This is a genomic window from Vibrio sp. 1978, assembly GCF_033344345.1.
Genome location: NZ_JAWPOP010000003.1, coordinates 31,532 through 44,520, shown reverse-complemented (window position 1 = coordinate 44,520; position 12,989 = coordinate 31,532). Strand labels below are relative to the sequence as shown.

At 44.7% G+C, this 12,989-nt stretch carries 13 protein-coding genes; 4 read left to right on the top strand and 9 right to left on the bottom strand.

What is annotated here, in order from left to right; all coding sequences use genetic code 11:
* Positions 1 to 104 precede the first annotated feature (104 nt).
* Together R8N49_RS03975 and R8N49_RS03970 are read right to left on the bottom strand one after the other, a co-directional pair.
* Positions 105 to 677 (bottom strand): DUF1415 domain-containing protein, encoded by a 573-nt coding sequence (locus tag R8N49_RS03975; protein ID WP_042521931.1) that lies wholly within the window; start codon positions 675 to 677, stop codon positions 105 to 107.
* Between the two features lie 89 nt (positions 678 to 766).
* Positions 767 to 1,990 (bottom strand): MFS transporter, encoded by a 1,224-nt coding sequence (locus R8N49_RS03970; protein ID WP_005377873.1) that lies wholly within the window; start codon positions 1,988 to 1,990, stop codon positions 767 to 769.
* Positions 1,991 to 2,096: 106 nt separating this feature from the next.
* Between R8N49_RS03970 and R8N49_RS03965 the strand changes: the two genes are divergently transcribed.
* Positions 2,097 to 2,966: a LysR family transcriptional regulator gene (locus R8N49_RS03965; RefSeq protein WP_017820887.1), complete on the top strand. Its 870-nt coding sequence runs from the start codon at positions 2,097 to 2,099 to the stop codon at positions 2,964 to 2,966.
* A 27-nt stretch (positions 2,967 to 2,993) separates the two neighbouring features.
* On the opposite strand, the gene R8N49_RS03960 is transcribed toward R8N49_RS03965, so the two are convergent.
* Positions 2,994 to 3,224 carry a glutaredoxin family protein gene (locus R8N49_RS03960; RefSeq protein ID WP_005377871.1) on the bottom strand — a complete coding sequence of 77 codons (231 nt, stop codon included), beginning with the start codon at positions 3,222 to 3,224 and terminating at the stop codon, positions 2,994 to 2,996.
* A gap of 138 nt (positions 3,225 to 3,362) precedes the next feature.
* On the opposite strand from R8N49_RS03960, the gene R8N49_RS03955 reads away from it, so the two are divergent.
* Positions 3,363 to 3,878, top strand: coding sequence for a M48 family metallopeptidase (locus R8N49_RS03955; protein WP_005377870.1), 516 nt, complete (start codon positions 3,363 to 3,365; stop codon positions 3,876 to 3,878).
* The gene (gene rlmF, locus R8N49_RS03950; RefSeq protein ID WP_186584317.1) at positions 3,865 to 4,992 is read left to right on the top strand and encodes a 23S rRNA (adenine(1618)-N(6))-methyltransferase RlmF; all 1,128 of its coding nucleotides are present in this window, start codon (positions 3,865 to 3,867) and stop codon (positions 4,990 to 4,992) included. Before R8N49_RS03955 ends, rlmF begins: the two co-directional genes overlap by 14 nt.
* Positions 4,993 to 5,063: 71 nt before the next feature.
* Here rlmF and R8N49_RS03945 read toward each other — a convergent pair whose 3' ends face one another.
* The 6 genes from R8N49_RS03945 to R8N49_RS03920 all read right to left on the bottom strand — a co-directional run bounded on the left by R8N49_RS03945 (position 5,064) and on the right by R8N49_RS03920 (position 11,593).
* Positions 5,064 to 5,384, bottom strand: a complete 321-nt coding sequence (locus tag R8N49_RS03945; protein ID WP_186584315.1) for a hypothetical protein — start codon at positions 5,382 to 5,384, stop codon at positions 5,064 to 5,066.
* A gap of 70 nt (positions 5,385 to 5,454) precedes the next feature.
* Positions 5,455 to 7,050 carry a S41 family peptidase gene (locus tag R8N49_RS03940; protein WP_025766760.1) on the bottom strand — a complete coding sequence of 532 codons (1,596 nt, stop codon included), beginning with the start codon at positions 7,048 to 7,050 and terminating at the stop codon, positions 5,455 to 5,457.
* Between the two features lie 365 nt (positions 7,051 to 7,415).
* Positions 7,416 to 8,180, bottom strand: coding sequence for a transcriptional regulator (locus R8N49_RS03935; RefSeq protein WP_318189867.1), 765 nt, complete (start codon positions 8,178 to 8,180; stop codon positions 7,416 to 7,418).
* 30 nt (positions 8,181 to 8,210) lie between these two features.
* The gene (locus tag R8N49_RS03930; protein ID WP_053303155.1) at positions 8,211 to 8,885 is read right to left on the bottom strand and encodes a GntR family transcriptional regulator; all 675 of its coding nucleotides are present in this window, start codon (positions 8,883 to 8,885) and stop codon (positions 8,211 to 8,213) included.
* A gap of 152 nt (positions 8,886 to 9,037) precedes the next feature.
* Positions 9,038 to 10,570, bottom strand: a complete 1,533-nt coding sequence (locus R8N49_RS03925) for an aldehyde dehydrogenase (NADP(+)) (RefSeq protein ID WP_186585045.1) — start codon at positions 10,568 to 10,570, stop codon at positions 9,038 to 9,040.
* 21 nt (positions 10,571 to 10,591) lie between these two features.
* Positions 10,592 to 11,593, bottom strand: coding sequence for a 4-hydroxyproline epimerase (locus R8N49_RS03920; RefSeq protein ID WP_047008677.1), 1,002 nt, complete (start codon positions 11,591 to 11,593; stop codon positions 10,592 to 10,594).
* A 109-nt stretch (positions 11,594 to 11,702) separates the two neighbouring features.
* On the opposite strand from R8N49_RS03920, the gene R8N49_RS03915 reads away from it, so the two are divergent.
* Positions 11,703 to 12,959 carry an NAD(P)/FAD-dependent oxidoreductase gene (locus R8N49_RS03915; protein WP_258489339.1) on the top strand — a complete coding sequence of 419 codons (1,257 nt, stop codon included), beginning with the start codon at positions 11,703 to 11,705 and terminating at the stop codon, positions 12,957 to 12,959.
* Positions 12,960 to 12,989: the final 30 nt, after the last annotated feature.

Sequence of the window (12,989 nt, the reverse complement as noted above, 5' to 3'; positions counted from 1 at the left end):
TTCCATTGAATCGATTGAAGCGGCAATGATACCAAACCGCACTTTGAACCCCAAGGGCATTGCATCTAACTGGTGATAAATCTGCCTTTGGGGAATGGTGGTGCTTAACGAAATAGGTAAGGGAACAGCTTTTTACGTTCTTCCTCTGAAAGGGCGGAAACACGAGCGATGTTCGTATCGGGAATGGATTTAGGATCAGGATAGTGTTTTAGTACCTTTTCCATACTCTCTTCGCGAATCAAATGGAAGATCGGGTAAGGAGAACGATTGGTCAGGTTTTCGTCGTCTTCAGGCCTTGCGCCGCCAAAACAGTAATCAGGATGGAAAGTCGCTACTTGGAAAATACCTTCCCAGTTTTGCTGCTTAATTAATCCTTCAACCCAATCTATGCAAAAGTTGTAGTCCCAGAAATCTTGTAGCATGTTGGGAACCACAACCAACGTGGTCTCAAGTTGTTCGGGTTCTGTGTTACTCAGCTCAATCAGCTGCAATAAAATATCTTCAAGAAGCGCTTCTTCTTGAGTCGCTTCACTAACAAAAATTTTGATTTGTTTATTACGTTGCGGTTTGGCAGCAAACGGACAAAGGTTGAGTCCGATTACCACATCGTTGAGCCATTGATCGACCTGTTGAGTGATCGCTTCGATATCTGTGTTTTGTGTTGAACGCGTTGACATACGACTTTCTGGTTTTTATTAAAGTAGCCCAAGCATAGCAGAGTTGGTTATCCAAGTAACCAGAGAGGTATTACGCAAATGAGCGTACCTTAGCTACTCTTTAAACTCGCAGCGTCAGGTGTTTGGTCAGTATGCTTTCTTTCGGCAATGTGTTTCAAATACGCAATCGCAGCAAACATCGCTAGGTAGACGGCGCTTCCCCCCATGAGAACACTCGACCAACCACCATGTTGCCAACAATAAAGAAGTAAGAATCCTCCCAAACTACCGCCTACATAGTAGTGTACTAAGTAGAGCGCTGTCGCGGTGGCTTTGGCACGAGTGGCATTCTGACCGACCCAACCGTAGGCGAGGGTATGAGTAAAGAAGGCACCAAAACTTATCAGCAACAACCCAAATAGCATTGCAGTCAAGCTTTCAACCGCCGCAATCCACATCCCCGTCATGCTCACTATCGCGCCCAAGAACATGCCGAGGATTGATGAATAACGTTTACTCCAGTGGCCTGCGCAACGAGAGGAGAAAGTTCCTCCCAAGTAACAAATAAAGATCAGTGAGGCCAACCCGACGGGCACATTGTGAGGTTCACTCACCAGACGGAACCCCATTACGGAGTAAAGGTTGACGAACAAAGCAAAGTTGAGTCCTCCTATCAGCATCGCGAACCATACGCGTTGGTTTTTAAAATGACCAATAAGCGCACGATTTTGATGGCGCAAGCTGCTTGATGACGGGGTGAAGTTGCGCTGTGTTGGCAATAAATAGTGAACGCCAATGACACCAAGAAGAGTGAACACCATCATAACTTCAATGGCGACATCAACATTGAAATTGTCCGCCAATAAGCCGCCGCTAATACGTCCTGCAATACCGCCTAATGAGTTAGCCGCAATGTACGTTCCAATTGCCATCGAGAAAGCGTGCTTGTCGAGCTCTTCTGCCATGTAAGCCACGGCGACCGCAGCAAAAGCGGCGAGCGCGACACCGATCAGTGCTCGACATACCACCAAAAACAGGAATGAGTCACCAAACAGCATCAAAGCGGAAAGGGTAGGAATCGAAAACAGACCGGCCATCATGACTGGTTTTCGTCCCACTGATTCTGATAACACAGCCATTGGAACGAGGCTAAAAGAGAGAGCGAGTGTTGAGGCCGCAAATAACCAGTTCACTTGCGTTTCTGAGATCGTGAAAATTTGAGCAAAAGTGGGCAGCATTGGCTGTAGTAGGTATAAATTTGAAAAAACCAAGAAGGAACCAAGCGCTAGCGAGAGCGTAATGCGTTTGTATTCCGGTGTGCCAAAACTGACCATGAATCCTGCCTAATGTGAGCAAATGGAGAGACTGTGATCAATCTATCAGTTCGTTATAAATTAAAAAAATATATTAAAAATATGGACACCATATATTTTTGATCTAATGGAATCGAAACAACTTAAACATTTTCTGGCGGTCGCTGAACACGGAAACATTACCCATGCGGCGAAAGCCCTGCATATTGCCCAGCCCGCATTAAGCATTTCTATCAAAAAGTTTGAGCAGTCTTTGGGCGTTACCCTATTTCGCCGTGATGATAAAAAAATCAGCTTAACGAAAGAGGGCGAAACGCTACTTATACATGCCAAGCGGGTGATTCAACAGTTGCACGACGCGCAGCTCGCGATTGATGAGTTGAAAGGCTTAGCGAAAGGCGAAGTAAGGCTCGGGACGCCATCAATGATGGGCAGTTATTTCTTTCCACGAATTGTGATGGCGTTTAAAAGCCAGTTCCCGGAGTTAAAATTGACCTTGGTCGAAGCTGGGACTCAATCGATTCGTCGTATGCTGCTCAATGGTCAACTCGATATTGGTGTGATCAGTTGTGATAATGTGCCTGATGATCTAGAAACTGACCATTTGTTTACTAGCCAAATGGTCGCAGTTGTTTCACCTGAGCATGAGTTAGCCCAGCGACACGCTCTTACTTTTGATGAGTTCTTTGAACACGATTTGGTTATGTTTCAGCATGGCTATTTTCACCGCGAATTTTTGGATCAGGTGAGTGAGGAGCATGGGTTTACCATGAAGTCATCATTCGAGACCAACTTACTGCCTTTGATTTTGAGTATTGTAAAACAAGAGTTTGCGATTACCGCGTTACTGGAATTGGTGACTCAACATGAGTCGGGCGTTGTTGGCTTACCGTTTGAACCACCAGTGACGCTGGATCTGGCACTTGCTTGGCGCAAGCAGGGGTATTTATCAATAGCAGATCGAACGTTTATCGACTTTATCAAGCGCTACGTTTAAACGCAGCGCAGATTCATCGTCCGAGCACTAGTCGCCTTTGTACATCTTCTCGAAGTTCTTTGGGTTCCAGCCAATCATTACCCGATCACCAATTTTTAAAACTGGCACTGAACGAGCACCAAGCGCATCAAGTTCTTTGCGACCGCGTTGCATCTTAGCATTGCACAAACGATAGTTAATATTTTTCGAATCCAGATAACGTTGAGCATCTTTGCAGTGAGGGCATTTGTCTTTGACATAAAGAACGACACGTTTCATTGAATTTCTCTCCATTATCATTGGGAGGCGAAGTTTAACGGCCTTTCACCATAAATGAAAGGCGAAAGCTAAGGTGAAACTGTCTTTTATCTCAGGTATATTGAGCGCCTTTATTTTGTCATAACAGACGTTAACTCTATGCATCCGTCACTTCGATACATTCAGGGCTACCCACAAAACATCGTAGAGCAGGTGAGCTCATTGATAGCGAGTGGCAAGTTTGTTCCTTGGTTCGAAAAGCGTTATCCCGATAGGCACCAAATCAAAAGCGAAAGGGCGCTCTATGAGTACGCCATGGCAATCAAAAACCGCTACATGAAGAAAGCCGCGCCAATCAGTAAAGTTGTCTACGATAAGAAAATTCACGCGGTAAACAACGCGCTTGGTTTGCACAGTGTAATCAGTAGAAACCATGGCGGTAAGCTGAAGTCGAAAAACGAGATTCGCATTGCCAATGTATTTAAGGATGCGCCCGAGCCACTATTAAGAATGCTGGTGGTACATGAGTTGGCACATACTCGTGAGAAAAACCACGACAAGGCGTTCTATCAGCTATGTTGCTATATGGAGCCTGAGTATCACCAACTCGAATTTGATGCTCGTTTGTTTATGATTTACCTCGATTTAAAAGCGAATTTGAATGAAGAACAATAATCACAACGCGAAGCAAGCAAAGCCAAAGACTTCAATGGCGGGTCAGAATAAAGACGCGAATAAAGCCAAGCCGAAGCGTGTTAAAGACAAAGTTGCGCGCAAATCCTCGCAGCCTGCAGGAAAGAGCGAAGTCGAGTTCATAAAAATAGCGAAGAATGGTTTGCATGAGCGTAATGTTCATCGAGGTCGTTACGATTTCAAAAAACTCGTGGAAAGTGAACCACAGTTAAAGCCATTCGTTATCAAAAATCCGAAAGGGGAAGACTCCATAAACTTCTCTGATCCTAATGCTGTTAAAATGCTCAATAAAGCATTGCTTGCTGCGTATTATGGTATCGAGTTCTGGGACATTCCCGACACCTACCTTTGCCCGCCGATTCCGGGCCGCGCTGATTACATTCACCGAGTGGCAGAGCTACTTGATGGTGAAGCAAAAGGTCAGTACGCGCACCAAAAAGTGAAAGCGTTGGACATTGGCGTGGGAGCAAACTGTATTTATCCGATTGTTGGTGTAACAAAATACGGTTGGCACTATACGGGCAGCGATGTCGATCCAAAATCCATCCAATCGGCTCAAACGATCGTAGAGCACAATCGTGTTTTGACGGGAAAAATTGCACTGGTACAGCAATACAATGATGCCAATATTTATCGAGGTATCATTCAACCGAATGATCGTTATGATGTGACGACATGTAATCCGCCATTCCACCGTTCGGCGGAAGATGCCGCTATGGGCAGCCAGCGTAAAATCGATAATCTAAAAGCAAACCAGCGCAAGAAAGGGCTAAAACCTCAAACCGCACCAGTAAAGACAAGTAAGCCTGCGTTGAATTTTGGCGGTCAAAACGCTGAATTGTGGTGTGAAGGCGGAGAAGCGGCGTTTATCCGAAAAATGGCGAATGAAAGCCAAGCTTTTGCCGCGCAGGTTTTGTGGTTTACAACACTCATATCCAAAAAAGACAACGTTCGCCCGATGCGCAAGCAGCTTGAAAAATTGGGTGTGAAAGCCATTCGTGTGGTTGAAATGAGCCAAGGACAGAAAGTGAGCCGCTTTGTAGCTTGGTCATACATGGATAAGCAACAGCGCAAAGCATGGATTGAACTAAAGTAACGTTGACCGTTTCACACTGAACAATAAAGTAGGAAGCCCGCTGATATCAGCGGGCTTCTCTTTTGGGAGATCTAAAACTTAATGATGGGCTCACAATCTAGTGAACTGAGAGAGACAAAAGTATCTGTTTTGGCATAGTACAAGCCACAGGTTTCACCTCTTATCTGCAACGTATATTGGTCTGGAAGATCCGTATAGCTGCCATCCAACAGTTGATTGTTGTTCCCTTTTACTCGTCCTTTTTCAATCAACAAATGCGGTGAGGATTCAAATACGTTATTTGCGATTTTAGGTGCTGGTGTCCCTTGGATTTCTGCGATCGCGTTTTGAATCTCTATGACTGTTTCCGGAGAGTTCTTTTTACTCAATGCTTCAACGGGTTCTTGTGACATAGCTTGGCATCCTATCAAAGAAATCGAAGTGCCTAAGAAAAGCGCAACCCGAATCAGCATTCGTAAAAAGTTAGTTGATCTCAACATGAATTGCCTCTGTTCGTAGCGGAGAGCGAAGATCGCTTAACTCCGGAGATGAAATGTTACGCGGCATGGCGTTGAAACTTGAAGGGGATACTGGCGGACAGGTTCCTGTTTCCATGTAGTTTAGCGCCGCAGAAAGCATACCTTCAGACGGATCGCCTAACGGTTTTGTTAGGTCGTCATTGACCCAGCAACCTTCCACTCTATTGTTTAAGCCTAGCTCGGTATTGATTTGGCTCTTTGGAGTAGGAATAAAACCATCAGCGAAGTCGCCAAATTTTTTCTCGTTCGCCGACTTGAACTGAATAGTGTAGTACATAGTGCCGCAGTTTTGTTCTGGTGAGAACCCATACGGTTTACCTGTGGTTGTTGAGCCTATTTGGATAACCTCCACATCAATGCCGCGTAAAGCGTTGATTAGCAGTTCACTAGAGGAAGCCGTGCCTCCTGAAGTCAGCACATATACGCGCTTTTTGTTCAGTGTCGGAAGCACTTGGTCCGAATATTTCTGTGCTGCCCAGTCTATTGCTAGATTTGTAAAGCGATAGATGTTATCCCCATCTTTAATGGTACGCATCACTTTGTCATTATGAATCAACTCACTGAAGACTCGGTTCTGACCAGCACCGCTTAGCATGTAGCCTACTTGCGAGGACTGAAGGACTAAGCCACCGCCGTTGTAACGTAAATCAACGACGATCTCGTCAACATTCTCTGCTGAGAGCGTACTGAACGCCTCAATAAGCGGGGCTTGAGCGCTTGGTTCAAAGGAGTTGTATTGCAGATAGCCGATCCGCATACCATTTTGTGTAATCACTTTGGCATTTTTAACTGGAGAGGTCATGACATCAGAGGCGGTAAGCGTCACGGTTTTCTCTAGACCGCCAACACTCTCAAATGTGAAGGTGTAATCTTGATTGATGTCAGGGTTAAAGAGCGTTTTATTAATAAAATCAATGTCGGACTGACTACCGGTGTTAACCACATCAATATTATTGATTTTCAGAAGCTTATCACCACGAGCAATGCCGCTTCTATCAGCTGGCGAGGCTTCTTCAGTGTAGGAAATACGAACGTCTCGAGGTTGTACGCCACGTAGGAATGCCCAGTTAAAACCAAATCCAGCAACTAAACCGGATTGCGATGATTTCATATCATCCTCATAAGGGACGGTAAAATGGAAGCGATCTTTTGGTTTACCCGTCGCGGTAGTAGCAGAGGTGACCAGCGTATTGAAGTAATCAGTAACAGTTTTGTAGTTTGCTGGATTATTATCAGGAACCTCGTCATACCATAGATACGTTTCGTTAGTAAAAGCTCTTAAAAAGAGTTTTTCGTGTAATGCAGAGCCCAATTTATCTGGATAGGCGGCATAGTTGTCATATGGGTCCAGTCCGACGCGGGGCGTTTCACATTGGTTGATAAACGTTTTCGACGGTTGGCTAAAATCATGAACTTTCCACGTTGGACCGTTTGCACTGCTAGTGGACGGAGTAGGTGATGAGCTATCACCGCCACCACCGCCACAGCCTTGTAATAATGCGAGAGTGACTGCCGTTGCTAAAGAATACTTAAATTTCACTTTTCTATGTCCTTATAAATAATAGAATTATAATTATGTGTTTTGCTTTTGTTTTTATTAGCTAGGTGAATGTATTAATTTAATTTGTTCGTCTGCAAATTTATAGTTAAATAGTGTGAGGTAAATAACGTAAAAAAGTTGTCTTTTATACTTAAGCTAAATTAGTCATTACTTAAGTTTTCTGTCTATTTCAAAAGAGCTAACAAGACAATTAATAAGTGTGAAATTAAGACAAGTTCTTAGTTGACTAAGCGACGCTTGCTAAATAAAAAATCAGAATTAGATTCAGGAAACGCTTTGAATCAATAGTTTGGTAGGGATATATGATGTTATCTCGGGGGTGTTTGATTTATTTATCTGATGCTTTAACTTAATTTAGTGAGTTGAGCGACGTGCTTTAATAAGCTTCCGTCAATGTTAGGTAAATCATCAGCGAAAAATATCTGAGCACCGGGAGTGCAGCGCATTAATATATTTGTTAGTTCACCTTCATTGTTGGAAGTGTTAACTGCGTTAAGTTTCGCTAATTTATTACAAAGCTCGTCCTCTATTTGCACTTTCTGCTCTTCGGTGAGCCTAATGCGACCTATACATACGCCTGGGTTGATATCATGAGAAAGCGAATCTTGTTGAAATCGCTCTTTGAATAAGGTGTCTAATGCCGTACCTTCTTCCATAATAAATCGACGACCAGAACGGTAAAACAAGCCGTCTCCGAAGTTTTCGACATATCCTAGAATTTCCGCGATACGCAAATAGAATCGTAAGCTTGTATCAGAAAGTCCGTAAGTTTGGGCTATCTCTTGCGGTTTAATATCACGAGAAGTCAGCATATAAATAAAATCAAGTAAGTAAGGATGCTCAACGAAAAGGGCGCTCTCTTCATCTGTTAGCATTTGCTCGTTTTGGTGCTGAAGCTCGTTGGCTAAGATTGCGAGTTCGATGAGATCGGTATTCAGGTAGTTCAGATAAATAAGTACTTTATCCAAACCTAAAGCTGGATTATGTAGGTGGCGTTTAATACTAGATAAAGGGATGCCACTTTTCTCTGACAAGGAATTGTAGCAAAGCCCTTCTTCTTTAATCTTTTGTCGTAGCGCTGCGAGTAAAAACTTTGGTCCAACATTCATCCTTGAATATCACCTTATTCGTTATTCCGTTTACTGGCTGATATTTTGCCTTTCAAGCAGCAGGTTTCGAATCGCTGTGCCCGCTTCTAGAATGTGTTTTTTCAGCAGGTACTTGGCGCCTTCGATATCACGATTTTGGCACATTTCAAACAAGTTTAAGTGCTCTTCTTCTGCCTTTTTAATGCCTGTAGTAAACAATAGCTGCATGCGTATGTATCGGTCACACTTTGTGTTCAGGTTGTAAATGACGTCCATAGTTTCAGGCATGTTGGCTGGCGCATATAGGGCTTTGTGGAACTCGTAGTTGTAGTTGCTCCATTCTTCTACTTCGTCGCCACTGTTCACTACTGACTCGAAACGTTCGCGAACTTCGCGCGCGCGTTCAAGGTCAGCGTCTGTCATATTTTGAATCGCGCGCTCTAAAATGTGGCATTCCACGACAGCGCGCAGTTCAAATAGCTCATTGATTTTCTCTGGAGATAGCTCAGTGACCGTCGCACCTTTGTGAGGTTCAAAGCTAACGAGTCCTTGTGCTTCCAATTGAACTAACGCTTCACGCACAGGAATTCGGCTAACATTAAACTCTTTTGCTAACGCATCTTGACGTAAAGGTTGACCAGTTTTTAACTCGCCCTTCAAGATCTGAGTTCGAATTGCTTCCTCAACGAGCTGAGTGCGCGTTTTAAAAACAGGTTTCTGTGACATTGAAGTCTCCCGTGAAATTAATATTGTATCCAATCCATTTTACTTTAGTAGTTTATTGTTTTTCTGGCACAAACCAACTAGGAAAGAAGGTTTTGAGAAGTAGAGTGAAATAAAAGGCATCAGTTGATGCCTTTTTGAGCCATTTGTTGATCTTATTGGGACACACTGCCATCTATGGCGCGTTGGATACCCAGTGGGTTCGACGCTTTTAATGAATCCGGCAATAAAGATTCTGGCAAAGCTTGATAAGCGACCGGACGCAACCAACGATGAATAGCCTCCGCACCGACAGATGTTGAGGCAGAATTGGTTGAAGCCGGATATGGTCCACCATGAACCATAGCGTAACCAACCTCGACGCCAGTTGGCCAACCGTTGAATACAAGGCGTCCGGCGATTTCTTCCAAACTTGGAAGCAGTTGCTTGGCTTGTTCTTCGTCTTCAGCGGTAGCGTGAAGGGTTGCGGTGAGCGATCCAGTCAGTGAATCACTCAGTTTCAACATGTCATCGAAATCTTCACAGATTACGATTAACGATTGAGGACCAAATATTTCTTCCTCCCATTGCGGGTTTTCACGCCAGTTTTTACTGTCCGTCACGAACAGCGCTGGTGAGACATTGGTCGCTTCTGCTTGTTCAGAACGAGTGACGTTAATGCCTGTTTCGGAAGCTCGCTTATCCACTTCGGATTCATACGTTTCTCGGATACCTTGCGTTAGCAAAGTGGCCGTTGATTGTTGTCGAATTAACCCTTGAGCGATTTCGATAAAGGCTTGCGTTTCTGGGCTATTCAAGACAAATACAACGCCTGGTTTTGTACAAAATTGTCCACAGCCCAAAGTCATAGAAGCCACAAACTCTTCAGCCAATGAGGCGTTTGCTCGTATGGCTGAAGGGAGAATAAATGTTGGGTTAATCGCCCCTAGTTCACCATAGAAGGGGATTGGCTCTGGTCTTTGCTGAGCTAGATTGAACAGCGCGCGGCCACCACCGACGGAGCCTGTAAACCCAACCCCTTTAATTTTTGGATGGGTAACGAGTGCTTGGCCAAGTGCACGTTTGTTGCCTTGCAATAGCGTGAAGATGGCTTGCGGTAAGCACTCTTTCTCAAGTGCAGCCTCAATACACTCGGCAACAAGTTGACTGGTGCCAGGGTGGGCGGTATGGCCTTTTACAATCACAGGACAGCCAGCAGCCAGTGCCGAAGCCGTATCACCACCTGCCGTAGAAAATGCGAGCGGAAAATTAGACGCACCAAACACGGCGACAGGGCCAATTGCGATTTGTTGACGGCGAATATCTGGTTTTGGCAGTGGTTGACGGTTTGGGTTTGGCGTATCGAAAATTGCTTGATGGTGATTACCCGATCTCACAACCTCGGCAAATAGTCTTAATTGGCTCGCTGTACGTCCTATTTCACCGCTTAAACGTGCTTCGGGAAGGGCAGTTTCCAAATGAGCACGAGCAACGATTTCTTCACTCTTCACTTCCAATTCAGAGGCGATAGAGCAAAGTAAGCTCGCTCGCTTTGCATTGCTTAGTTGGCGAAACTCACGCGCAACGCTTTGGGCGGCTGAGGCGGCTTGATTAACTTCTTGCTCCCCATGCACCGGAAACGCTGTGGGTAGAGGCTCACCAGTAAAGGCGTTGACTGCGTAAAAAGTGGTTGGTTCTTGTGGGGTCATCATTCTTCCTTACTATCCTTATTACTTCACTTCAAATCCGTACGCATATGGGTCTTCATCGTCTACCCATATCGTGTTGTGACCGTATACTTGTGCCCATCCTTCAATGCTTGGCAAAATAGCGGCTTTGCCATTCACTTCGGTAATGCCTTCTATACGTCCTTGAAATAGGCTGCCGATGATACTTTCGTGAACAAAGTCTTCTCCTTGATTGAGTTTGCCTCTTGCATGCCATTGCGCCATGCGTGCACTAGTACCCGTACCACATGGCGAGCGATCCAACGCTTTGTCGCCGTAAAACACAGCATTTCGAGCGGTAGCGTTTTCTTGAGTGGGCTCTCCGGTCCATAGCACGTGAGAAACACCGCACACTGTTGGATCTTCTGGATGTACGCACTCAACCGCTCGAGATACCGCTTCGCGAACTTTTGGAGAAAGCATCAAAATTTCATCTGGAGAGTAGTGTTCAAGTCCGGCGTAGTTTTCTTGAGGATCGACGATTACGTAATAGTTTCCGCCATAAGCAACATCGACAGTGAGCTCACCTAAGCCCTCTATGTCCACGGTTACGTCTTGGTGGGCAAGGTAAGCCGGTACGTTAAATATCTTTACCGACGTGACCTTGTCACCTTTTGTTTGGTAGTGCACTTCGATTTGTCCTGCTGGGACATCAAGTATCAAACGACCTTCTTTTTGGGGAGTGATAAGGCGATTTTCGATAGCGGTGGTGACGGTTCCAATGGTGCCGTGGCCACACATTGGTAAGCAGCCACTGGTTTCAATAAACAGAATAGAAGCGTCTGCGTTATCACTGCAAGGAGGCAAGACAACTGACCCCGACATCATTGAGTGTCCGCGAGGTTCAAACATGAGTGCCTGACGAATCCAATCATAATGCTCAAGAAAGTATTGGCGCTTTTCGCTCATGGTATTGCCTTCGAGTGGAGGCACACCGCCTGCTACCAGCCTAACTGGGTTGCCGCAGGTGTGGGCATCAATACAGAAAAAAGTTCCTTGTCTCATTTTTCGCTCCTTGCTGAAAAAATGGTTGAATTAAACAATAGTGATGTTAACGTAATGTAAAATATATTGTATACAATCTACGTTTTCAAGTGTGACTCGGAGCATATTTATGTTGGTCAAGGATGAAACAAAAAAGGAAAGGATCGCCGTGATAGGTGCGGGGATTATTGGCTTATCAATTGGATTGAAGTTGCAGCAGCAAGGTTATCAAGTCACAATTTTTGATCCCAATGGCGTGGGGAATGGATGCTCTAAGGGAAATGCAGGTCATATCGCGACTGAGCAAATCTTCCCTCTTGCAACGCCAGCGCTGCTTCCACAATTACCTAAAATGCTGCTAGATCCCAAAAGTCCGGTTTCGATCCGTTGGCAAGATATTCCAAGCACTATCGGGTGGATGATTCGTTTTCTATTACAAACAAAGCCATCAGCCGCGGAGCAGGCAAAAAACGCGATTAAAACTCTTAACGAGCGGTCAGTGGCAAGTTGGCGTGGCGTGCTTGATTCAATCGGAAAAGCGCATCTAATAAAAATGAATGGTTCATTGCTCACTTTTGAAAACGAGAAACTGTTTAAAGACTACCAAAGTACGCTTAACTCACTGGCCAAAAACGGTGTGGCGTATCAAGTTTGGACGCAAGAGGCGATTCGAAAGCGGATACCTGATCTCAGCCATAAGGTTCGTGTCGGCGTCTTTTTTCCCGATACAGGACATACGCTAGACCCTTATCAGATCTGTGTTGAGCTAAGTGAAGCTTTTGAAGTTTTTGGCGGTAAGATTTTACAAAAAGGTGTATCTGCGTTGGAGAAAAATGGTGATGTGTTGGTTGAGTCTCAAACACATTCATTTGACCGAATCATTGTTGCCGCTGGTGTACATTCTAAGCCTTTGATATGGCAGCTAACCGGAGTCAAAGTGCCTATGCAAGCCGAGCGTGGTTATCACCTAATGGTGGATGACAAGCGTGATGTACTGCCATTTCCTATTAGCTCTGCCGATAGAAAATTCATCATGACTCCGATGTCTGGCGGGCTACGCTTGGCAGGCACTGTTGAGTATGCCGATGTAGAATCACCACCCAATATGAAACGTTCAGAAATGCTTTTTCAGTTAGGTGATGAGATGTTTGAATCGGAGTTAAATCCACTCAAGCAAGGAGAAAAGTGGATGGGTAATCGGCCTTCAACAGTCGACTCGTTACCGGTTATTGATAGCATTTGGGATGGAAATGTATTACTGGCATTTGGCCACCAACACCTTGGATTAACTCAAGCGGCGATTACGGCAGATCTCCTTTTAGAGCTTATCGAAGGAAAGCCGACATCGATTGATCTATCACCTTTTTCATTACAACGATTCGCCTGAAAAATTTAATATTAAATATTGTATAAAATA